Here is a 22,170-nt window from a genome sequence, read left to right as displayed (position 1 = left end):
AGGCCGTCGACCTCGGGTCCTGGCCGGGCTGCGCCCCACGGACAGCTAGGGCCCTTCTGATGGATCTCCGTGGAGGAAGGAGCGGCGTCTGGTGCGTGCGATCGCAAGGCGCCGGAGCGACCTCGATGGGGGTCCCCCGCTCATGGGGGTCCCCCCGCTCGAGCGAAGCCGAGAGTGGGGGAGGAGCCACGTGGGCGTTTCGGCCACGCGGCTGGGGGTCCCCCCTCTGGGGGGAGTGCGTGCCAGACGCCGCGGAGATCCATCAGAAGGCCCTCACCCATTTCAAGATAGATCAGCCGTGAACCCTGTCACAGTCCACAACCTCCAAGGACAGAACACCTAGGCACCAGCAGCATGCTCAACAGCACGCCGCCAGGTGCGAGGGCGCGGGCAGAAGCCGATGGAGCAGGCTCGTCGGCGGTCGGCCCCCGCGCTCATCGCCCGCAGGGACCGGGACCCGCCGCCCCCGGCCCGGAACCTCCACCTGCCCTTCCCCAGGCTTCGGACCGGGCCGAGGACCTACCGGGGGACAGGCCCGCACGGGCACGCAGTCGACGACCCACGTACGACCGTGGCCCTGCACGAGGCCGTCCCCCTGGCGCGGGCGCCGTTCCGGTGGGGGACGGGGGAACCCCTCAGGTTGCGGAAGTCGACGTCCGCGCCTGACTCCAGCATCACTCCGTGGCGGCAGGGGCAAGAGAGGCGATTGGACCGTCTTGCGGGACAGTGAGGCCCTTGCGCATGGCGTTCCGTCAGCTGTCGCTCTGGGGCGTGCAGGTAGGGGCGTCCCGTGCCGCTCCGGTCGGTGACGGTGCTTGGTCCGGCGAGAAGACGCCGGGAGCGCACAGCCGACTGTTCGCGGTGGAAACCGAAGCGATGTTCTGGTGGCGGGGCATGATCTTTGAGACCTTCGGCCCGAGCCGGCGTGCCGAAGCACTCATCCCGGCGTCCACGGACGAACACGGCCCGTCCGCCCCGCGCCGACGATCCCGTCCACCTGGCGAAGCGTGCGCCAGAGAGAGCCCGACTCCGGCACGAAAGTCGGCCATCCGCACGGTGCGGGACTCCGTGAGGCTGCAGGGCGTCTTGGGACGGACACTGGAATCGGCTCGCCGGGCCCGAACCGACCGGGATCCCGCCGGGTGCGACCGCCGGCACGGCCGTACCGGACGGTGCACCTGTCCAGGTCACGTGGATACCGGGTAATCGCACTACGGTGGTGAGTGGCGGGCGTGTGAGGAGGGTGCGATGCCCATGCGACAGCTCGATCAGAAGACGGTGACCGCGCTGGTCGCCGCCGCCACGGCGGCCCCGTCCATGCACAACGCGCAGCCCTGGCGTTTCCGCTTCGTCGCCGCCGAGCGGCTGCTTCTGGTGCGCGGCGATCCCGAGCGGGCCATGCCCCGGTCCGATCCCGGCAACCGGGCGCTGCACATCGGCTGCGGGGCCGCGCTGTTCAACCTGCGCGTCGCCGCCGCGCACGCGGGCCTGATCCCGGAGGCCCGGCTACTGCCCGAGCCGGGCGACCCGCTGCTGTTCGCCGCCGTCCAACTGGCCGACCCGGCCGGGCGGTCGCGCGACGACGACCTGGCGCGGCTGCACCCGGCGATCCGGCAGCGGCATACCAGCCGCCATCCCTTCGCAGACAAGGACATATCCGAGGAGATGCAGGCCAACCTGAGGGAGGCCGCGACACGGGAGGGAGCCGGGCTGCTCTTCGCAGGTCCCTGGCATGCCGAGACCGTGCTCGATCTGGTGTATGACGCAGAGAGCCGGGACGCCTTGGATCCTGACCGCAGGGCGGATCTCGACCGCTGGACCCGGCTCGGCGCGGAGGCGGACACCGCTGTGGACGGCGTCCCCGAGTACGCCTTCGGGCCGCGCCGCCGCGACGGCAAGGCTCCGCAACGGGATTTCGCCGGGCGCCGGCCGGTGGCCGACCGCGGCGCCACCACCTTCGAGCACACCCCCCACCTGGCGCTGCTCAGCACCCCCGGCGACACACCCGCTGACTGGCTGTGCGCCGGCCAGGCGCTGGAGCGTGTCCTGCTGGCAGCCACCCTGGCCGACTTGGCCACCTCACTGACCTCGCATCCGCTGGAGACCTCCGACCTGCGCCCGCTGGTCCGAGACCCGGTGGCGGGCAAGGGCCACGTGCAGATGGTGCTGCGCCTCGGATACGGCCCACGGGGCCCCGCCACGCCCCGCCGCCCCGTTAGGGACGTCCTCGAGGTGGGATAACCAGGGCATGCGGAGGCCAGGTGTCCCGGCGTCAGTCGTGACGCCTGGCTCGGGGTGCGCGCCGCCCGTCGGCCAGGAAGCACATCCTCGCCTGGTACGTGGCCGGGTCGATCCGGCCGTGCAACCGCTGTTCCACAAGCCGCCGCTCGGCGGCCTCGAGCGCGGTGCGGCGGTCCCGGAGCCGACGCCGCGGCGGCCGCCTGTTCTCGGCCGGTGTCAGCAGGCGGGCCGTGTCGTACAACGCGTCGGCGAGAATCAGCAGACAGAGCAAAGCGGCTACGGCAACCATGGCATCGGCCCTACGAGGAGCGGCTCCACCCGGTACGGGCGGTCGGTGTCAGCCTGTCCCCGGCCAGTCTTCCGGTACAGGGCCCACTCGGGTCACCGCGCGGGCCGACCGTCCCTTTCGCCACTTGATCGGGTCAGGGCGCGCAGGTGGGGACGGGCTGCGCTGCCGGACCGGAGTGGACCGGGGACGCGAAACGCCCGGAGCCTGCGCGGGCCCCGGGCGCGGTGCCGCCTCGTCCGATCACCTGGTTCCTCGGTCAGTGGTGCGGGACGACCGCGACCGGCGCCGTGGCGAGATGCAGCACGGCGTGGGTGACGGGCCTGATGCGGGGGCCGAGCGGGGTGCGGCGGATGCGTCGGCCGACAACGACCAGCGATGTGTCGGCCGCGGCGTCCACCAGGTGCCCGCCGGCGTTCCTGCCTGCGGCCTGTTCGACGACCTCCACGCCGGGGAACTTCTCGCGCCACGGAGCCAGGACCGCCTCGACGGCGCTCTCCTCCTGGCGGACCAGTTCGCCGCCCAGCGCCGGATCCGCGGCGAGCCCGTAGGCGAAGTAGGGCGGCAGGCTCGCGCCGTGCACCACGCGCAGCCTCGCCGCCTGACGGGCCGAGGCCCCGAACGCGATGTCCGCGTTGTCAGGGTGCTTGTGATAGGGCCCTAGCACGACGTCCCGGAAGGGCATGGCGGCCGAGGGACGGCCGTCCGCGTCCGGCTGGTGCTCGTCCTCGGCGCGCGCCCCGGAGCGTACGAAGACGGCAGGCCGCTCGGTCTGCGCAACGAGGCCGAGCCCCACCGAGCCGACCAGGAAGCCGGTGACGCTGCTCAGGCCCCGGGAGCCGATGACCAGCGGGTCGACGTCGTCCGCCGCCGCCAGGAGCGCGGTCACGGGCGGCTGCGGGACCTGCTCCGACGTGATCTCCAAATCCGGGTGCCGGTCGTGCAGCCGCTCGGTCGCCTCGCGCAGGACGCGGACGCCCCCGTGCCGGTGCGCCGCGTCGTCGGGCACCGGCTGGGCGTACGGCTGCCAGTCCCAGGTGTGCACCAAGCGCAGGGCGAGGCCCCGCAGTTCCGCTTCGCGCGCAGCCCGCTCCGCTGCGGCCAGGCTTTCGGGCGAGCCGTCCAGCCCGACGGTCACGGTACGGGGCAGGGCGAGGACCTGTACGGGGGTGAACCGTGCGGAGGAGCCGTCATGCAGATTCGGGGAATCGGCGCTACGGCCGTTCAGGCCCTGATGTCCGCGGCGGTGGCCGCGCCGTCGATCCACAACACGCAGCCCTGGCGGTTCGGCCTGGACCCGGACAGCCGGTCGATCGAGGTCCGCTCCGACCGCAGGCGGCCGGCTGCTGCCAGGGGCGGGACGAGTCTCGGCGCATCCTCGGCCTCCCGACTCGGCGTGCTCTCTGCGGGTCCCGGTGCAGGGCCACTCGAAGTATCGCTTCCGTGGCGAACTGCCTTGGTGAGGCGGGCCGCAGTCGGCACGCAGAGCGCGCCGAGTCACCGAGGCCGTTCGACTGTGGTCGCGGTGGGCGCGGGCGGGACTGCCGGTTGCGCCGACTGGGGTGCGGTGTGTGCCGACGCGCTCAGCGGGCGGCTGACAGTGGTTTCTGGGCCAGTGCCTGTTCCGCTGTCCTGCGTGGGGAAGACGGTCCTTCCGGCCCGTATCCGAGGCGGAGCACCATCTGGGTGTGAGCGGGCGGGCCGCAGGTGCGCGTCACGCGTGCCGGCTGGGGTTCGGCTGTTTTCCCGCCGTGGCTCTGGTTGTCTCTTTGTCTCTGGAGGCGGTCTCCTGAGGCTCGTTCACTCGCGGTGGGTCACGACGGCGACGCGTTCTCGCTCTCGTTGTGACCTGACGGGGCAGTGGCCGACTCGGAGGAACCGCCGTGCTCGGCGAGGTCGAACTCCACGTCCACGACGCCCTCGACGGCCCGGACCAGACGCGCGGCCACGGGGACCAGGGACGTGTCCCGGATGCGGCCGCTGAGCCTCACGACTCCGTCCCGCACCGCCAGGCGAACGGCTGATGTCGGCACGGGGAAGAGGTACGACACCACCTCCCGGCGTACCTCCTCCGCGATCTCCTCGTCCTCGCGCAGGAACACCTTGAGCAGGTCGGCGCGGCTGACTATGCCCTGCAGCATGCCCAACTCGTCCACGACGGGCAGTCGTTTGACCCTGGCGCGTGCCATGGTCCGCGCCGCCTGTGCGAGCGTCGCGTTTGTGTGGACGGTGAGGGCCGGAGAGGTCATCAGCTCCCCGGCCCTCACCGCGCCGGCCTTTGCCAGGTCGGACAGGCGCCGCAGTTGGGTGTGCCGGTCGGGGTCGCTGTCGCGGAACTCCTCCTTGGGCAGCAGGTCGGCCTCGGAGACGACCCCGACGACGCGGCCCTCGCCCTCCAGGACAGGCAGGGCGCTGACCTTCCACTCCTGCATCATCCGCACGATCTCTTTGAAGGAGGCCTCACGGCCGATGGCAGCGACGGTCTCACTCATTACGTCGCTCACGATGTGCGGGCTGCCGTGCATCATGCCTCCATGTCCATGCCGCTTTCGGGTGGTCGGCGCGGTCACAGGAGGCCGCCGCTGCCGTACGGGGCGTACAGGTCCAACAGCCGGGTGCGGGCCGAGCGCAGGCGGTGGGCGAGGACGTCACCAACCCACTGGGCGACGCTCGAGCCGAGCGCGGGGTCGTCCTTGCACATCGCCCGGATCGTGGTGGCGTCGAACTCGTAGGCGCGCACCGGGCTGGTCGCCTCGGCACCCAGGTGCCAGGTGTGCGGGGCGAACAGCCAGGACCAGCCGATGAGTTCGTTGTGGCCGAGGGTCTCGATGACGGCCGCTTGGCGGCCGGGCACGTGCATGTCGAGGGCCACGGTGCCGGTACGGATGATCCAGAACCGGTCGGCGCGGCCCCCCTCCTCGAAGAGGCGGGTGCCCTGAGGGAAGGACACCTCCCGGGCGAAGCGCATCAGCCGCTGCCGGTGCTCGGCGGGCAGTGCCCGCAGCATGCTGGCCGTGGCGGGAGCGTTCATGAGGTGCCTCCGATCAGGGCGTACGAACCTGCCATGTCCAGCGTGGTCCGGTGCCTCTTCCTGGGCCATGGGCCACCCGGCCCCATGGCCGCGCCGCCCGGTACCTCGTGAGAGCCCTTGGGCCCCCTGCGCCGGACCGGGCCCTGCGGTTCGATGAAGTCGGGAGACAACCCGCTGAAGGGGGTGTTCATCGTGGGTACGTCACTGACCCCGGAGTTCTGGAGGCTGTTCGCCGTCCTCCTGATGATCTCTATGACGGTCACCTTCGTGCTCAGCGCCGCGCTCGACGCGCTGGCGCTACGGGTACAGCGGCGCCACATCCGTCGCCGGCCCGCGGCCACGCGGATGACCGAGGCGTCCCGTCGACCCGTTCGGACCCTGGTCCGGCACTGAGCCGCAGAAGTGCGGAGCGTAGCTGTCGCGCCCGGAATCCATGGTGGCGTCGTGCCGGACCTCCGAGCCTCCTTGGCGAAGTGGTTGCCGGCACGCGCGAGCCCTCAGCGGGGCCGGAGTTGGGCCGAACGGGTCCATGAAGGGCCTGTACGGCCCCTGCGCACAAGGCTGTTGCTGCACAACGCTCGAACCGGACGAGCAAAACAGGCTCGGACGGAGGAGGCAGACAGCATGCTTCAGCAGGTCACCGCGGGAGTTGACGGTTCCACCGAGAGTATTGCGGCCGCGCACTGGGCGGCCCGGGAAGCCCTGCGTCGCGGAGCCTCGTTGAGGCTGGTGCACGCGTGGCAGTGGCACCCCCGCCCGGCCGCCTCCGTACCGGCAGGCACGAGCGAGGGCGATTGGGCCCAGCAGGCCATGGACCGAGCGGTCGGCAGCGTCCGTGCCGCGCACCCCGGGCTGCGGATCGTCGACCGGCTGGTGTCCGGCTCCGCTGTCGACGCCCTGCTCACGGCCGCCGAGGAGTCGGAGCTGACGGTGCTCGGCTCCCGCGGGCTCAGCGGTGTCACGGGGTTCCTGGTCGGCTCGGTATCCCAGCGGGTCGTCGCCAGGTCGCCGCGCCCCGTCGTGCTCGTCCGCGCGGGCGAGACCGCCGCCGACGAACACCTTCCGGCACCTGACGGTGTCTCGCCGGAGGAGATCCCCGAGACCCCGTACCGCGATGTCGTCCTCGGGCTGGACACCCGACGCCCCTGCGACGAGCTGATCGAGTTCGCCTTCGAGGCCGCACGCCGCTACGGCGCCGCACTCCAGGTGATCCACGCCTTCAGAGTTTCGTCGGCCGACGGCGCCGGCCTTCATGCGGTCACAGGGTCCGGGCCGGAGCTGCTCGCGGCACAGGAACGCGCCGTCATCGCGACGCTACGTCCGTGGTGCGAGAAGTTTCCCGGGATCTCCGTGACCGAGACCGTCTCCGAAGGGAGAGCGGCCACCGCACTGGTGCGCGCGTCGTCCGGAGCTTCCCTCGTCGTCGTGGGGCGCCGCACACGGGACGGTCACCTTGGCACGCACATTGGCCCCGTGACACACGCGGCGCTGCACCATGTCGGCTGCCCCGTCGCCGTGGTGCCGCACGCCTGAACCGACTCCCAAGGCGCCTCCGTCGGCCTCCCGCCACCTGTCGGCGCTCACGACCACCGCACCCGTCTGGACCGGGAACCGGTCGACACCTACGGCCTCGACGGCCCGGTGGTCACCAACGAGGTCATTCCCCCGCCCACCTACACCGTCTTCGATCAGGCGGAGAACCGGTTGCACACCATCAAGGCCGTACTGGTCGCCCCCCTGGAGGACTGAACCGTGGGCATCGTCATCGCCCTCGGCGGCAACGCTCTACTGCGTCGGGGCGATCACCCCGACGCGGCCGTGCAACAGGCGAACATCGACCGCGTGGCCACCGCCATTGCCGCCCTCGCCCTCGAACACGAGCTCGTCACGTGCCGACCGTCTACACCGGCTACGGCACCCCCAACCAGCATCCCGTCATGGACGCCACCCCGGACACCCTGCGCCGTGGCCGCTTCCCCGACGGCTCGATGGGACCCAAGACCGAGGCCGCCGCCCGGTTCGTCGAACGCACCGGCGGCCTGGCCGCGATCGGTGCCCTCGACGCGGCGCACGAGATCGTCCACGGGCGGTCGGGGACGCTCGTCCGCCCCGACCTGTCCCTCGGCTGAAGTCCGTCAGGCCGGGGCCGGTAGGCCGAACGACCCCATGGCCCGGGGACGGACGGCACCGTTCGCAGGCCCTGTCCGGCACTGCCCGCAAGCACGGCGGAAGACAAGTATCTGCAGTGCGAGACGCACGCACGCGGACAGGGAGAGGACATCCGGCGATGACCACAACGGTGACAGCCGGCACAGGATGAGGGCCGACCGGTCCGGCCTGCTCGGAATGCGAACCCTCATGTCATGTGGCGGTCTTCGTCGGGCCGTGACCGAACTGGACGATACTGTCCACCACAGGAACCACAAGAACCTCATCCCCGCTGTACGACTGTGCCTGACGCCCGAGTTGGAACAAACGTGGGCCGCTCGGCGTCCGGGCATGGGGCCGAGTGGCCCTACTGCACGCCACGGCCGTCCCGGTTGGCTGTAGCCATGAACGAGACCCCGATCCACCCACCGAGCTGCCTGCGTGAACGCCTGGTCGGCCGGACCACGGTCGTGGAGCTGCTCGGCGAGATCGACGTCCTGACCGCGCCGGTCGTCTCGTCCCGCCTCGACGTGCTGACCTGCGTCCCTTACCCCGAGCTGGTGGTGGATCTCCGCCGCGTGATCTTCATCGACTGCATCGGACTGTCCGCCCTGTGCAGGGCCCGTAACCGTGCCGTGCGGTGCGGCGGCCGGGTCCGGCTCGTGGTGAGCAGTCCGCGCGTTCTGCGCATGCTGCGCGCCGTCCGGCTGACCGACGTGTTCGACGTGCTCCCCGCTCTCCCCGACGTCACGTCTCCCGTCGGCACTCGCTGACCGGAACGCCCCGAATTGGGGCCGAACGGCCCCGCTCCGGGCACCGGACAGGCCCTGTGGCTCGGCCCCGCGGCGCTGGACCGTGGAAGCGGACCTCAGGGAGAGGAAGGCGTCATGACGCAAACCGCACGCCCCACGCGGGAGACCCACGCGCTTCTGGCCGACGGGAGCACGGTGGAGATCCGGTCCGCGCGGCCGGACGACCACCTTCAGGTGCTGCGGCTGTACGACAGCATGTCGGCGGAGAACCAGCGGCTGCGGTTCTTCGGGGCGAGCCGTCTCGCCGGCCGACAGGCCGCCGATCGGCTCTGCGCCGGTCCGGAGCCCGGATATCACGGGCTCGTCGCGCTGCTCGAAGACCGAGTGGTGGGAGTCGCGGAGTACCGGACCAGCGCCGACCCGGCCGCGGCCGAGATCGGCGTGGCGGTGGCCGACGGTCTCCACCACCGCGGCGTGGGCACCCTGCTCCTCGAACACCTCGTGACCACCGCACGCACGGCGGGCCTCACCGCGTTCACCGCCGCGACACTCGCCGACAACCACGAGATGATGAGGGTCTTCACCGACCTCGGCCTGCACACCGAGCGCCGCCGGGACCACGATGAGATCTACAGTCTCGTCCGGCTGGACCAGGGCGAGCGCTACCTGGCGGCCGTCGACGAGCGGGGCCGCGTCGCCGACACCGCGAGCCTGCGGCCGCTGCTGCGCCCCCGCTCCATCGCCGTGGTCGGGGCGGGCACCAAGCCGGGCTCGGTGGGGCGGGCCGTGCTCAGGAACATCCGGCGCGCGGAGTTCACCGGCCGCCTGATGGCGGTCAACCCGCACGCGGACACCGTCGAGCGCACCCCCTGCTACCCCGCGGTTGCCTCCCTGCCCCAGCCGCCCGAACTGGCGGTGCTCGCGGTGCCGGCACACGCGGTGCCCCAGGTGGCCGAGGAGTGCGGCAAGACCGGGGTACGGGCCCTGGTAGTACTGACCGCCGGGCTCGACGCCGATCAGGCCGCGGCGCTGCTGGCGGCCGCACGCCGCTACGGGATGCGGCTGGTTGGCCCGAACTGCCTGGGCATCGCCGCCACAGAGGAAGCGGTACGCCTCGACGCGACCTTCGCCGCGCACCGGCCGCTGCCCGGCACCGCCGGGGTCGCCGTCCAGTCCGGCGGCGTCGGCATCGCGCTCCTCGGCGGCCTGACCCGGCTCGGCATCGGGGTGTCCAGCTTCGTTTCGCTGGGCGACAAGTACGACGTCAGCGGCAACGACCTGCTCCAGTGGTGGGAGAGCGACGGAACGACCGATCTGGCCCTGCTGCACCTGGAGTCCTTCGGCAGCCCGCGCGCCTTCTCCCGTACCGCCCGCCGGGTCGCCCGGCGCATGCCGGTGCTGACGGTGGACGCGGGCCGTTCCGACGCCGGACGGCGGGCCGCGGCCTCGCACACCGCCGCGGCCGCGACCCCGACCGTGACCCGGCAGGCGCTGTTCACACAGGCCGGCGTCATCGCCACCCGGAGTATCGGCGAACTCCTCGAAACCGCCGCCCTGTTGCACTCCCAGCCGCTGCCGACCGGCTCGCGGGTGGCCGTGGTCTCGAACGCGGGCGGGGCGGGCGTACTGGCCGCGGACGCGTGCACCGATGCCGGGCTGACCGTGCCCGAACTGCCCGCCGACCTCGTCGGCGAACTCCACGACCTGCTGCCGGCGGGAGCGAGCGTCACCAATCCGATCGACGCCACCGCCGCCGTGAACGGCAAGGCGCTGCGCGCCTGCGTGGACCGGCTGGCCGCGCACGGCGCCGTCGACGCTGTTCTGGTGGCGCTCGTGCCGACCGCACTGATGGCGGCGACCGGGGACGATCCGGTTCGCGCGCTCACCGGGCCGGTTCCCGCCCACTGGACGCGCCCGGTCGCCGTGGTCCTGCTCGACCAGGCCGAGTCCGTACGGCTGCTGCACACCAGGGACGGCGCCCTGCCCGCGTACGCCGATCCGCAGGCCGCAGCCCGGGCCCTGGCCCACGCCGCCGCCCGGAGCCGCTGGCTCGCCCGGCCGCCCGGCACCGTCCCGGAACTGTCCGACCTTGACACCGTGGGCGCCCGCGCCCAGGTGGACGCCTTCCTCATGGCGAACCCCGACGGCGGCTGGCTCGACCCGCGCGGCTGCGCCGAACTGCTCGACCGCTACCACATCCCGCAGCTGCCCTGGGCCTGGGCCGAGGACGAGCAGGCCGCCGTGGACGCCGCCGCCCGCCTCGCGGGGCCTCGGGGGCGGGTCGTGCTCAAGGCGTACTGGCCGGGCCTGGTGCACAAGACCGACCAGGGCGCCGTGCTCCTCGACCTCGAAGGGGAGGAGCAGGTGCGGGCCGCGCACCGCGATCTCGTCTCCCGCTTCGGCGAGGTGATGACCGGGGTGCTCGTGCAGCCGATGGCCGGCCGGGGCACCGAACTGGTCGCCGGTGTGGTGCAGGACGAGGTGTTCGGGCCGCTGGTGCTGTTCGGTCTCGGCGGCACGGCGACCGAGGTGCTCGCCGACCACGCGGCCCGGCTGGCCCCGCTCACCGACCGCGATGTAAAAGACCTGATCACCGCGCCGCGCTGTGCCCCGCTGCTGTTCGGCCACCGTGGCAGCGGCGCCGTCGATGTGGCCGGCCTGGAGCAGCTGTTGCTCCGTCTGTCGCGCCTCGCCTGCGATCTGCCGCAGCTCGCCGAGGCCGACCTGAACCCGGTTGTGGCCCGCCCGGATGGGGCCACCGCACTCGATGTACGGATCCGTCTGCTGCCGCGCAGCCCGCACGACCCGTATCTGCGCCGGTTGCGCTGAGCAGCAGGCTCCGAAGAAGGAGACAATGATGAAGCACCGCAAGGTTGGCACAGTGATGACGAGCGATGTCGTACGGGTGTCGGCGACGCCTCCGTTCAAGGAGATCGCGGCGCTGTTGGCGGAGCACCGCATCAGCGGACTGCCCGTGGTGGACGACGACGAGAAGGTCATCGGCGTGATCTCCGAGACCGATCTGATGCTCCGGCAGGCGCAACAGGCGGAGCCCGGACACGAGCGCCTCAGGTGGCGTCCGCGGCTGACCCGCGCCGCCCGCAGGGCTGACACCAAGGCCCGGGCCCGCACAGCGGGACAGCTGATGAGCAGCCCGGCGATCACCGTACCCGTCGACGCCTCCATCGCTGGAGCCGCCCGCACCATGGCCGAGCACCGCGTCGAGCGGCTCCCGGTGCTGGACGAGGAGGGCCGGCTGGTCGGCATCGTCACTCGGCACGATCTGCTCCAGGTGTTCCTGCGCCCGGACGAGGACATCCGCGCCGAGATCGTCGACGAGGTACTGGTACGCGCACTATGGCTGGCTCCGCAGGCGATCGGTGTGACCGTCACCGAAGGGGTTGTCACCCTGGACGGCCAACTCGAGCGCGCCAGCGAGGTGCCGATCGCCGTGAGCATGAGCGGCCAGGTGGATGGCGTAGTGGCCGTCGTCGACCACCTCACCCACCGGTACGACGACACGCACCAGCGGCCGGACGAGCCGGCCGTGCACGGCGTCGGCGAGGGCTGGCTGCGCAGGCCCTGACACCGGCATCAAGGAGAGGCGGACGTTGTGAGCTGGTACGACCACGGCGCCAACGGCTGGGACTGCACGCTCATGGCGCTCGTGATGTCGGCGGGCGCGGCGATGGTGACCACCGCCCTGGTGGTGCCACGCCGCCCGGCAACGGACTCACGAGGCGCGGACGCGGATCGCCGCATTCGAATAAATCGAAGAGATCGAAGAAAACGAGGTGAACGGTGATGACCACCACCCCCCGAGTGCTGATCGCCTACGGCACGAAGAACGGCTCCACGGCCGAGATCGCCGAGTGGATCGCGCAAGCCCTGCGCGAACGGCACGTCGACGCAGACGTCCGGCCCGCGGCCGAGGTGAAGGACCTCACCCCCTACGACGCCGTCCTCATCGGCGGCGGGCTGTACGCCGGACGCTGGCAGCGCGACGCGACCCGATTCGCCCGCCGCCACCGCGAGGATCTCGGCCGACTTCCGGTCTGGCTGTTCAGCAGCGGACCGCTCGACCCGTCGGCAAGCGAGCGTGACATTCCGCCGGCCCCCGGCGTGGCCCGTCTCGTCAACCGGCTGGACGCCCGTGGCCATGCCACCTTCGGCGGCCGACTCACCGAGGGTGCCCAGGGCTTCATAGCCCGTCAACTCATCAAGCAGGGCAAGGGAGGTGACTTCCGCGACCGCGCACAGACCGGGGCGTGGGCGCACGGCATAGCCGCCGAACTCACCGGTTCCACGATGGAACACCACTGACCCCACCCGGCCGACCGCTCGGGGGCCCCGTCGAGAGGGGCGCTGCGCCGGAGCCTCCTCCGGCCCCCGCTCGGAGCGGGGCACGAGCGGGGATGGCAGCCCGGGGCTGCAGGTGAGGGCCTGCGGCAATGACCGTCGTCCGTAGCACTGAGCTGCGCTCTGCGAGAAAGGCCATGGACGTGGACGTCTGGTGCGACGCTGCCGCCCGCCGCGGCCCGGAGTCCTGAACACACCACGACCCGACGAGCCGCGGCACTCTCCGAGTTGAGCCCGAGGACGGCAGCACCGACCGCCAGAGCCACCGGTGGCCGACAGCACACCAGTGGCGAGAACCACCCACGCCTCGGCCACGTCGGAGCGACGCCGCAGCGGATTGCGCCGCCGGCGCCAGAGCCGGGTAGCTCCGGATCATCTCGTAGCCACCGACCGTGGGGCCACCCAACCCGGCCTCGGGTCGACTGGGGCGATGCTCACCGGCCGGGCGCGGCGGATCGGCAGGGCCTGCCATCTGCACGATGTCGCCGGACCGGTGAGCATCGCCTCACCCCGCCGAGAGCACGGATGCGGCGGACCGTCGGGGGAGCGGGCGGCCCCCCGCGGCGTGGCCGAGGCGCAGGATCATCTGGGGGAACTGGCCGCTGGGTATGGCCGCCCGCACTTCCGCGCGCAGGCGCGGCAGTTCCAGGGGCTGAGTGTGGAAGGCGGCCGCGACGCCGTGGACGGTGGCCCACAGCAGGACGCGCTGGAGGGCCTGCCCGGCGCGCAGCCAGTCCTGACGGGAGTCCTGCTGCGTGGTGATCAGGGCGACCAGGCCGGTCCTGGTGGGCCACACCGCCGGCGGGGACGGCATGGTGCGGGCGATGCCGAGGTAGTCGCGGTCCGGGAGAGCGGTGCAGTCCGGGTGGTAGGGGCACACCTCCAGAGGCACGCCGTCCGGGCGACTGCCGTGGGACGCACGCGTCCAGGAGGCCAGTTCGGCGACGTGTCCGGGATGGGACCGCTGCGCGCGTTCGGCGGTACGGACCAGGTCCGCGAGGTGAGTCCGCTCGCTCCGGGAGCCCACGGTGTGCAGCTCGGCTCCCTCGGCGTCGGCGTGATCGCGCAGCTCGTGGATCAACGGTTGCGCGAGAAGCGAGGAATGGAAAGGTCCGCGGTGCGTGTGCCGCTGCCGTACGGAGCGGAACATCAGCTCCTCGTCGCTGCCCGGCGGCACGTACGATCCCCAGCTGACGCGTGCGAGGTGGGCGGGGTTCCACGGGTCGGGGAAGGGGCGTACGACGGGCAGGAAGCCCAGGTGCCGCATCGCGAGCCGCACGTTGAAGAGGGCCGCGCCGCAACTGATGACCATCTCCCGCGCGTCCGGGTCGGTGAGCGGGAGCAGGCGCGCGGGATCCGCGTACAGGTCGAGTTCCGCCTCCCGGGCGACGAACTGCCACGGTTGGGTGTTGAACAGCGAGGGAGCGGTGATGCCCGCTCGCACCAAGTAGTTGGCCGCATGATCGACAGGTGTGTGCGTTGCGTACATGGCAGGTACCGCCGTTCGCCGTCGCTGCCCGGTTGGGCCCGCTGTTTCCGGTGTGCATCTCAACGGTCCGCCTACGCCACCTGCGCGAGCAGGGGCCGGACGTCCCCCGGCGAGGGCCGTACGGCCCGCCTTCAACTCGGTCCGGACAGTTGGAGCCGTTCTGCTCGCCGGCCGCGACTACCTCGGCCGCGCTCGCCGGTTCACCGTCGCCCCGTGCAGGCGCGAGGCCGGTACGGGGACTGTCGCCGTACTGTCCACCTCGTACGACAGCCGCCCGGACTGGCTGCCGGCGGGGCAGGCGCTCCAGCGCGTCCTGCTGTGCGCGGCGGGCCACGGCGCCGTGGCCCGCCGCCCACACCCAGCCCCTCGAACTGCCCGTGCTGCGCACGCAGGTGCGCACGGGGCTCACCGCCGGCCGGTACCCACAGATCGTGCTGCGCCTCGGCCGTCCGGCGTGCACCTGGTCGACACCGCGCCGCGCGCCCCGTGAAGTGCTCCTGAACGGCCCGGTCGAGGCCCGGCGGTGACGACGGTCAGCAGATACGGGGCAGTTGCTCCCCGAGCGGCATGTCCACGATGCGCCGCGCGCCGACCAGGGTCCGCAGCGTCACACGTCCCTGCGGCCCGTCCGGCAGCACCTCGCCGATCCGCACCGCCGCCGCGCCCTCGGCCACCGATCGCATCGCGGTCAGCGCGCCCTCGGCCGAGGCGGCGTCGACGAAGGCGACCAGACAGCCCTCGTTGGCGACGACCAGCGGGTCCAGGCCAAGCAGGTCGCAGGCGGAGGCGACCGCCTCGGGTACGCGGACGGCGCTCTCCTCGATCTCGACGGCGACGGACGAGTCGCGGGCGATCTCGTTGAGAGCGGCGGCGAGCCCGCCCCGGGTCGGATCGCGCAGCACATGGACGTCGGCGCCGAACGGCACCAGGGCCCGCACCAGCCGGTGCAGCGGCCGGGTGTCCGAGGCGATGTCGCTCTCGAAGCCGAGGCCCTCCCGGGTGCTGAGCACGGTCGTGCCGTGCAGTCCGATCGGCCCGGAGAGCAGTACCGCGTCCCCCGGGTGGGCCAACGCGGCGGACGGGCAGAGCAGTTCGTGCCTCTGCCCCACGCCGGTGGTGTTGATGAAGAGCCGGTCGGCCGCGCCGCGGCCCACGACCTTGGTGTCCCCGGTGACCACGGGCACGCCGACGTCCTGGGCCGCCTTCCCCAACGAGGTCATGACGGACCGGAGTTCGGAGAGCGGCAGCCCCTCCTCGACGATCAGGGAGACGGACAGTGCGAGCGGCCACGCACCCCGCATCGCGAGATCGTTGACCGTGCCGTGGACGGCCAGGGAGCCGATGTCGCCGCCCGGGAAGAACAGCGGGCTGACGACGAAGTTGTCGGTGCTCATCACCAGGCCGGGGTGGCCGGGCAGCAGCGCGGCGTCCTCCAGCGGGCCCGTACCGCCATGGACGGCGGGCAGGATCAGCTGGTCGAGCAGCTCCGCGGTGAGGCGGCCGCCGGCGCCGTGGCCAAGGAGCACGACCTCTTCTTCATGCTTCGGGGTGGGGCATTCGATGGTCATGCCGTGCTCCTCGTGGGAGTGCGTCCAGCCGCGTGGAAGGCGGCACAGGTGCCCTCGGACGACACCATGGGCGCGCCCAGGGGATGGCGGGGCGTGCAACGGGTGCCGTAGGCGGCGCAGTCGGTGGGCAGCTTCGCCCCGGTGAGAATGGCGCCCGCGATGCACTCGGCGTCCTCGACGGGGCACAGCCCCCCCACGTCGAAGCGGCGTGCCGCGTCGAACCGCCGGTATTCCTCCGCCAGTTCGAGCCCGCTGTCGGGCAGCGGACCGATGCCGCGCCACGCCCGGTCGGTGACCCGGAAGACCGCGCGGACGGTGTCCTGGGCGGCGGGGTTGCCGACCCGGCGCACGGCCCGCACGTACTGGTTCTCCACTTCGAACCGGCCGGACTCCAGCTGCCGTACGGCCATCAGGATGCCCTCCAGCAGGTCCAGCGGCTCGAACCCGGTGACCACGATCGGCACCCGGTGGCGGGCGGCGATCGGCTCGTATTCGCGCCAGCCCATGACCGCGCACACATGCCCGGCCGCCAGGAAGGCCTGCACCTCGCAGTCCGGATCGTCCAGCAGCGCGGTCATCGCGGGCGGCACCAGAACATGACTCACCAGCATCGAGAAGTTCGTCAGCCCGAGGCGGGCCGCGTGCAGCACCGCCATCGCGTTGGCGGGCGCGGTCGTCTCGAAGCCGACGGCGAGGAAGACCACCTCGCGGTCCGGATGCTCGGCGGCCAGACGTACGGCGTCCATCGGGGCGTACACCACGCGCACGTCCGCGCCTCGCGCCCGCAGGGACAGCAGATCGGTGTCCGTGCCGGGCACGCGCAGCATGTCGCCGAAGCTGGTGAGGATCACACCGGGGCGGGCAGCGATGGCCATAGTCCGGTCCAGGGTCTCCAGCGGAGTCACACAGACCGGGCAGCCCGGGCCGTGGATCATCCGCATCCCGGCGGGCAGCAGCTCGTCGATGCCCTGGCGGACGAGGGTGTGGGTCTGGCCGCCGCACACCTCCATGATCCGCCAGGGACGGGTGGCGGTCTGCCGCAGCTCGTCCAGCAGCCGCCGGGCGAGGACGGGATCGCGGTACTCGTCGAGGTACTTCATCGGTGCGTCAGATCCAGTTGGATGTCGACGACCCCCTCCACGGCCCGCACCGCCCGGGCCACCACGGGGATGAGCGTGCGGTCGGGCATGGATCCGCCCAGCGTGACCACACCCTCGGCCACCGACACCGTCAGGGTGGTGGTGACCGGAAGCCGGTTCAGGACGGAGTGCCGGATCTCCTCCGCGATCTCCTCGTCGGAGCGGAGGAACACCTTGAGCAGGTCGCCGCGGCTGACCACGCCCTGCAGGAGGCCCACCCCGTCCACGACGGGCAGCCGCTTGACGTGCCGGCGGGCCATGATGCGGGCGGCCTCGGCGAGCGAGGCGTCCGCGTGCACGGTCACGGCCGGCGTGCTCATCAGCTCACCCGCCGTCACACCGCCCGCCTTGGCCCGCGCAGCGAGCTCGCCCTCGTCGGTGTCCCGGAACTCCTCCTTGGGCAGCAGATCCGCCTCGGAGACCACCCCGACGACCCGGCCCTCGCCCGCCAGCACCGGCAGGGCGCTGACCTTCCACTGGTCGAGCAGCTCGACGATCTCCTTGAAGGGCGCCTCGCTGCCCACGGCGACGACGGTGTGCGTCATCACAGCGCTCACGGTGTACGGAGATTCAGGCATCGCAGCCTCCTGAGAAGTCTCTCGGGGTGTCGCCCGAGGTGCGGACGACCGTCAGGTCGAGGAAATGGGTGGAGCACGAGATGCACGGGTCGTGGTTGCGGATCGCCCGCTCGCACAGGGCCGTCAACTCGGCGTCGTCCGGGTCGTGTTCGCTGATGGCCCGCTGGGCAAGGCGCCGCAGGTCGTCCTCGATCGCGCCCTGGTTCTGCGCGGTGGGCGGCACCAGCGACGCGCTGGTGACGATGCCGTCGGCGTCGATTTCGTAGCGGTGGTAGAGCAGCCCGCGAGGCGCCTCGGTCGCACCGTGCCCGACGCCCGCGACCGGTGGCACCTCCGTGTACGGGCGCGCGGGAGGCTCGTACGCCTCGGTGATCCGCAGCGCCTCGTCGACGGCGTACACGGTCTCCACCGCCCGCACCAGGATGGACCGGTACGGATTGCGGCACACGGCACCCTCGCGCGGATCGCCCAGCCCCGCCTCGACCGCCGCCTGCAGCGCCACCGGCGACAGCAGGTGCCCGCCGACCGCGAACCGGGCGAGCGGGCCGGTGAGGTGCAGCCGCCCGTCGAGCCGCGAGTGCAGCGCGGTGGAGTGTGCCACGTGCGTCTCGGTGACGCGATCGGTGAAGTCCCGCAGCGGGAAGGAGCCGGTGGTGCCGTCGGCCCGCAGGAAAGCGGTGGTGCCGCTCTCGATGGCGTACGTGTCCGGGGCGGCCAGCGCGAGGAGATCGGCATCGGTGTGGGCGTCGGGGAAGTCGAGGCCGGCCACCCAGCGCACGGTCTCCCATGCGTCGTCGAGTGCCCGCTTCAACTCCTCGGCGAGCGGCCGCAGTTCATTGCGGGTCGGCGCCCTGTGGAAGCCGCCGAGGCGCACGTTGACCGGGTGCACGGCCCGTCCGCCGAGCAGTTCCATGAGGGCGTTGCCCGCCTTCTTCAGCCTGAGCCCCCGTTCGACCTCGGCCCGGTGCGTGCGCGCCAGGTCGATCGCGCTCGTGCGGCCCAGGAAGTCCGGTGCGTGCAGGAGGTAGATGTGCAGGGCATGGCTCTCGATCCACTCGCCGCAGTACAGCAGTCGGCGCAGATCACGGATCACCGGATCGACGGTCACCCCGCAGGCGTCCTCGATCGCCGCGCACGCGCTCATCTGGTACGCCACCGGGCAGATCCCGCAGACCCGGGCCGTGATGTCCGGCGGCTCGGTGTAGGCGCGGCCGCGCAGGAACGCCTCGAAGAAGCGCGGCGGCTCGTAGATCTCCAGCCGCGCCTCGGTGACCGTGCCGTCGTGGACGTGCAGGCGCAGCGCGCCCTCGCCCTCGACCCGGGAGAGCGAGCCGACGTGCAGTACACGGGATCCACGGTGGGTCACTTCCTCAACTCCTTGTCGAATGCGGCGGCGTTGAAGGTGTGCAGGAACCGCATCACGGCGTCCTCGTCGAGGCCGCCCGCCCGTCTCCCACCACCGCCCTTGCCGGAATCGCTACGCGATGCACCTCCGTTGCGCAGCAGCGGGATCAGCGCGGGCAGGTTCACCGAACCGGACGGGCCGAAGCAGCCGAAGCAGCCACGCTGGTACGCCGGGCACAGCGCCCCGCACCCGGCGTGTGTGACCGGGCCCAGGCAGGGGGTGCCGTGGGCGACGGTGACGCAGACGGTGCCGCGCCGCTTGCACTCGAAGCAGACGCTGTGGTTCGGGATGTCGGGCTTGCGGCCGGCGAGGAACGCGGTGATCACTTCGAGGAGCTGGCGCCGGTCGATCGGGCAGCCGCGCAGCTCGAAGTCGACGTCCACGTGGGCGGATACGGGCGTGGAGGTGGCGAGCGTGGAGATGTACTCGGGGTGGGCGTAGACCGTGCGCCGGTACTCGTTGACGTCCGCGAAGTTCCTGAGGGCCTGGATGCCGCCGGCTGTCGCGCACGCGCCGATCGTCACCAGGTGGCGGGATGCGGCGCGGATGGAGCGGACCCGTTCGGCGTCCCCGGGCGTGGTGACCGAGCCCTCGACCAGGGACAGGTCGTACGGGCCGGGCGCCACCGCGCTGGTCGCCTCCAGGAAGTGCGCGATCTCCACCTTGCCCGCCAGCGCCAGGAGTTCGTCCTCGCAGTCGAGCAGGGTGAGCTGGCAGCCGTCGCAGGAAGCCAGTTTGAACACGGCGAGCGTGGGTGTGCTCATCTCACAACTCCCTTACGGACAGCAGGGGTTCGGCCTGGTCCCAGCCGACGACCGGCCCGTCCCGGCACACCAGCAGCGGACCGAGCTGGCAGTGCCCGCAGTGTCCGGTCGCGCAGCGCATGTTCCGCTCCAGCGAGACCCGTATCCGCTCCTTGCGCACACCACGCTGAGCGAGCTCTCGGGCGGTGGCGCGGATCATCGGCTCGGGGCCGCAGACGAAGGCCCAGGTGTCGGCCGGCTCGAAGGGAGCCCGGCCGAGGAGCTGGGTGACCACGCCGACATCCCCGCGCCAGGCCGTGTCGGGCCAGTCGACCGTCACCCCGGTGTACGCCGTCGGCCAGCTCTCCGTCTCCGTCCGGCCGACCAGCTCGTCCGGAGTGCGCGCCCCGATGAGCACGCTGAGCCGGCCGTACGCCTCCGGTTCGGCCAGCACGCTCAGGATCAGCGGCCTGAGCGGGGCGTGCCCGATGCCGCCGGCCACCACCAGCACGTCGTGCCCGCGGGCCTGCTCGAACCCCCAGCTCGTGCCGTACGGGCCGCGCAGGCCGAGGACGTCACCGACCCTGGCCGCGCACAGACCGTCGGAGACCGCGCCCACGCTGCGGATGGTGTGGGCGAGGCCGCCCGTGGACTGGACCGAACTCACCGACAGAGGGATCTCGCCGCGGCCGAAGCAGTGCACCATCGCGAACTGCCCCGGCGCGAAGCGCTCCAGCGCGTCGGCGACCGGTTCGAGCCGCAGCGTGACCGACTCCGCGGTCTCCCGATGGCGATCGACCACGACGTAGGGGACCGGAACAGCGCTCATCGCGCACCGCCGCTCGTGGAGGCGCCGTACAGGTCGACCAGCCGGGCGCGGGCGGCGTTCAGCCGATGGGACAGCACGCGGCCGACCCAGCGTCCGATCGCCCTGCCGAACTCGGCATTGTCGTCGCACATCAGGCGGACGGCGACGGCGTCGAACTCGTACGCCCGCACCGGGGTCATCGCCACGGCGCCCAGCTGCCACACATACGGCTCGAACAGCCAGGACCAGCCCACGAGATCACCCTTGCCGACGGTCTCGATCACGGGCGTGCGATGGCCGGGGACGTGCATGTCGAGGGCGACCGTGCCGTCGCGGACGATCCAGAAACGGTCGGCGCGCGCACCCTCCTCGAAGAGCCGGGCGTCCTGGCGGAATTCGACCTCGCGGCCGACGCGCAGGAGCCGGTCCCGGTACTCGGGCGGAAGAGCGTGCGTCAGGCTCAGGGTGATCGAGGGGGTCATCGCTCCGTCTCCGTCTCGAATTCGGCGTGCAGCGCGGCGACTTCCTCCGTGATGTCGATGCCGGCCGGGCACCAGGCGATGCACCGCCCGCAGCCGACACACCCGGAGCTGCCGAACTGGTCGTGCCAGGTGGACAGTTTGTGGGTGAGCCACTGCCGGTAGCGGGCACGCCCCGACGGGCGGACCGGGCCCTCGTGCAGATACGAGAAGTCCAGGTCGAAGCAGGAGTCCCAGCGCTCCCAGCGCTCGGTGTGGTCACCGGTGAGGTCGGTGACCTCCTCGGTGGTCGTGCAGAAACAGGTGGGGCACACCATCGTGCAGTTGCCGCAGGTCAGACAACGGGCGGCGACGTCGTCCCAGCGCTCGGCCTCCAGGCTCGCGCCAAGCAGCGCGCGCAGGCTGACCGGGGGGAGCGCCCGTCCCATGCGGTTACGGGCGGCGTCCACCGAGGCGCGGGCGGTGTCTTCCGTGACCGTGTCACCGAGGCGGTGGGGTACCTGGTCCAGCAGTTCGGCGCCCTCCTCGCTGCCGACGCGGACGACGAAGCGGTGCCCGTTCTCGTCCACCACCTCGGTCAGCGCGAGGTCGTAGCCGGGGTCCGCCGCGGGCCCGCCGCCGGTGGAGACACAGAAGCAGGTCGCACCGGGCTCGGTGCATTCGGCGGCGATCAGCAGCGCCTTGGACCGACGCTTCCCATAGCCGGTGTCCTCGTACCGCCCGCCGGTCAGGACGCGGTCCTGGATCGCGATGGCCCGCAGGTCGCAGGGCCGGACGCCGAGGAAGGCGTACGAGGGCGCCTCGGGCTCGTGCGCGGTGAAGGACACGCCGCCCTCGGGTGTGCGGTCGGCGCTCCAGAGGCGCTCCCGCGCCGGGTGCAGGTAGGACTTCCAGGACTGCGGGCCCGCGCTGTGCGCGAAGGCGGCACCGTCCTCGCGGGGGACCAGCCGGTAGCGTCCGGCGTCCAGTTCGACACCCCAGCCGTAGGGGAGTTCGGCCGCCGATGTCAGTTCGGCCAGCACGATCGCCCCGTCGCGCACGGTCGGCCCGACGACGGTTCGTCCCCGCGCCACCAGAGCCGCGACGAGGGCGTCCAGCCCGTCCCGGTCGAGCACGGCCGGGGCTGCGGTGGCGGTCATAACGG

The 22,170-nt window shown here is 72.1% G+C and carries 21 protein-coding genes and 1 pseudogene; 9 read left to right on the top strand and 13 right to left on the bottom strand.

Going from position 1 to position 22,170, the window contains the following annotated elements:
• The first annotated feature begins 1,248 nt into the window (after window positions 1–1,248).
• Complete coding sequence (locus OHA11_RS06775; RefSeq protein ID WP_266492978.1) at window positions 1,249–2,241, top strand: nitroreductase family protein; 993 nt, start codon at window positions 1,249–1,251, stop codon at window positions 2,239–2,241.
• A 31-nt stretch (window positions 2,242–2,272) separates the two neighbouring features.
• Here OHA11_RS06775 and OHA11_RS06770 read toward each other — a convergent pair whose 3' ends face one another.
• From OHA11_RS06770 to OHA11_RS06755, 4 genes are all read right to left on the bottom strand, one after another.
• The gene (locus OHA11_RS06770) at window positions 2,273–2,530 is read right to left on the bottom strand and encodes a hypothetical protein (protein WP_266492975.1); all 258 of its coding nucleotides are present in this window, start codon (window positions 2,528–2,530) and stop codon (window positions 2,273–2,275) included.
• A gap of 256 nt (window positions 2,531–2,786) precedes the next feature.
• Window positions 2,787–3,794 (bottom strand): universal stress protein, encoded by a 1,008-nt coding sequence (locus OHA11_RS06765; protein WP_323186532.1) that lies wholly within the window; start codon window positions 3,792–3,794, stop codon window positions 2,787–2,789.
• A gap of 547 nt (window positions 3,795–4,341) precedes the next feature.
• The gene (locus OHA11_RS06760; protein ID WP_266507010.1) at window positions 4,342–5,052 is read right to left on the bottom strand and encodes a CBS domain-containing protein; all 711 of its coding nucleotides are present in this window, start codon (window positions 5,050–5,052) and stop codon (window positions 4,342–4,344) included.
• A 41-nt stretch (window positions 5,053–5,093) separates the two neighbouring features.
• Window positions 5,094–5,558 (bottom strand): Crp/Fnr family transcriptional regulator, encoded by a 465-nt coding sequence (locus OHA11_RS06755; protein WP_266492972.1) that lies wholly within the window; start codon window positions 5,556–5,558, stop codon window positions 5,094–5,096.
• A 153-nt stretch (window positions 5,559–5,711) separates the two neighbouring features.
• Here OHA11_RS06755 and OHA11_RS06750 point away from each other — a divergent pair, with 153 nt between their 5' ends.
• The 7 genes and pseudogenes from OHA11_RS06750 to OHA11_RS06720 all read left to right on the top strand — a co-directional run bounded on the left by OHA11_RS06750 (window position 5,712) and on the right by OHA11_RS06720 (window position 12,781).
• On the top strand, window positions 5,712–5,951 hold the full coding sequence (locus OHA11_RS06750; protein ID WP_323186531.1) for a hypothetical protein: 240 nt from the start codon (window positions 5,712–5,714) through the stop codon (window positions 5,949–5,951).
• Between the two features lie 231 nt (window positions 5,952–6,182).
• Window positions 6,183–7,091: a universal stress protein gene (locus tag OHA11_RS06745; RefSeq protein ID WP_266492970.1), complete on the top strand. Its 909-nt coding sequence runs from the start codon at window positions 6,183–6,185 to the stop codon at window positions 7,089–7,091.
• 356 nt (window positions 7,092–7,447) lie between these two features.
• Window positions 7,448–7,687, top strand: a pseudogene (locus tag OHA11_RS06740) (carbamate kinase); the annotation flags it as partial.
• 423 nt (window positions 7,688–8,110) lie between these two features.
• Complete coding sequence (locus tag OHA11_RS06735) at window positions 8,111–8,479, top strand: STAS domain-containing protein (protein ID WP_266492968.1); 369 nt, start codon at window positions 8,111–8,113, stop codon at window positions 8,477–8,479.
• A gap of 114 nt (window positions 8,480–8,593) precedes the next feature.
• Window positions 8,594–11,287, top strand: coding sequence for a bifunctional GNAT family N-acetyltransferase/acetate--CoA ligase family protein (locus OHA11_RS06730; protein ID WP_266492966.1), 2,694 nt, complete (start codon window positions 8,594–8,596; stop codon window positions 11,285–11,287).
• 28 nt (window positions 11,288–11,315) lie between these two features.
• Window positions 11,316–12,044, top strand: coding sequence for a CBS domain-containing protein (locus OHA11_RS06725; RefSeq protein WP_266492965.1), 729 nt, complete (start codon window positions 11,316–11,318; stop codon window positions 12,042–12,044).
• A 218-nt stretch (window positions 12,045–12,262) separates the two neighbouring features.
• The gene (locus OHA11_RS06720; RefSeq protein ID WP_266492955.1) at window positions 12,263–12,781 is read left to right on the top strand and encodes a flavodoxin domain-containing protein; all 519 of its coding nucleotides are present in this window, start codon (window positions 12,263–12,265) and stop codon (window positions 12,779–12,781) included.
• A gap of 541 nt (window positions 12,782–13,322) precedes the next feature.
• Here the strand turns inward: OHA11_RS06720 and OHA11_RS06715 are convergent.
• A complete protein-coding gene (locus OHA11_RS06715; RefSeq protein WP_266492947.1) occupies window positions 13,323–14,306 on the bottom strand; it encodes a hypothetical protein in 984 nt (327 codons plus the stop codon).
• A gap of 377 nt (window positions 14,307–14,683) precedes the next feature.
• On the opposite strand from OHA11_RS06715, the gene OHA11_RS06710 reads away from it, so the two are divergent.
• Window positions 14,684–14,833 (top strand): hypothetical protein, encoded by a 150-nt coding sequence (locus tag OHA11_RS06710; RefSeq protein ID WP_266507875.1) that lies wholly within the window; start codon window positions 14,684–14,686, stop codon window positions 14,831–14,833.
• Between the two features lie 6 nt (window positions 14,834–14,839).
• Here the strand turns inward: OHA11_RS06710 and hypE are convergent, their stop codons facing one another.
• From hypE to OHA11_RS06670, 8 genes are read right to left on the bottom strand one after another with little or no spacing between them, the layout of a single operon-like run.
• Window positions 14,840–15,874: a hydrogenase expression/formation protein HypE gene (gene hypE / locus OHA11_RS06705; protein WP_266492945.1), complete on the bottom strand. Its 1,035-nt coding sequence runs from the start codon at window positions 15,872–15,874 to the stop codon at window positions 14,840–14,842.
• On the bottom strand, window positions 15,871–16,974 hold the full coding sequence (gene hypD / locus OHA11_RS06700) for a hydrogenase formation protein HypD (RefSeq protein ID WP_266492943.1): 1,104 nt from the start codon (window positions 16,972–16,974) through the stop codon (window positions 15,871–15,873). The genes hypE and hypD overlap by 4 nt, the downstream gene beginning before the upstream one ends.
• Window positions 16,971–17,591 (bottom strand): CBS domain-containing protein, encoded by a 621-nt coding sequence (locus tag OHA11_RS06695; RefSeq protein WP_266492941.1) that lies wholly within the window; start codon window positions 17,589–17,591, stop codon window positions 16,971–16,973. Before OHA11_RS06695 ends, hypD begins: the two co-directional genes overlap by 4 nt.
• Window positions 17,584–18,957: a Ni/Fe hydrogenase subunit alpha gene (locus OHA11_RS06690; RefSeq protein ID WP_266492939.1), complete on the bottom strand. Its 1,374-nt coding sequence runs from the start codon at window positions 18,955–18,957 to the stop codon at window positions 17,584–17,586. The genes OHA11_RS06695 and OHA11_RS06690 overlap by 8 nt, the downstream gene beginning before the upstream one ends.
• Window positions 18,954–19,760, bottom strand: coding sequence for an oxidoreductase (locus OHA11_RS06685; RefSeq protein ID WP_266492937.1), 807 nt, complete (start codon window positions 19,758–19,760; stop codon window positions 18,954–18,956). The genes OHA11_RS06690 and OHA11_RS06685 overlap by 4 nt, the downstream gene beginning before the upstream one ends.
• Window position 19,761: 1 nt before the next feature.
• Window positions 19,762–20,568 (bottom strand): FAD/NAD(P)-binding protein, encoded by an 807-nt coding sequence (locus tag OHA11_RS06680; protein ID WP_266492935.1) that lies wholly within the window; start codon window positions 20,566–20,568, stop codon window positions 19,762–19,764.
• A complete protein-coding gene (locus OHA11_RS06675) occupies window positions 20,565–21,029 on the bottom strand; it encodes a Crp/Fnr family transcriptional regulator (RefSeq protein WP_266492933.1) in 465 nt (154 codons plus the stop codon). Before OHA11_RS06675 ends, OHA11_RS06680 begins: the two co-directional genes overlap by 4 nt.
• Window positions 21,026–22,165 (bottom strand): 4Fe-4S dicluster domain-containing protein, encoded by a 1,140-nt coding sequence (locus OHA11_RS06670; RefSeq protein ID WP_266492931.1) that lies wholly within the window; start codon window positions 22,163–22,165, stop codon window positions 21,026–21,028. The genes OHA11_RS06675 and OHA11_RS06670 overlap by 4 nt, the downstream gene beginning before the upstream one ends.
• Window positions 22,166–22,170 lie beyond the last annotated feature (5 nt).

Origin of the sequence: Streptomyces sp. NBC_00878, from assembly GCF_026341515.1 — a bacterium.
In the GTDB taxonomy this organism is placed as follows: Bacteria; Actinomycetota; Actinomycetes; order Streptomycetales; family Streptomycetaceae; genus Streptomyces.
The sequence above is the reverse complement of the archived record's forward strand: the minus strand, read 5'-3'. Positions and strand labels throughout refer to the sequence as shown.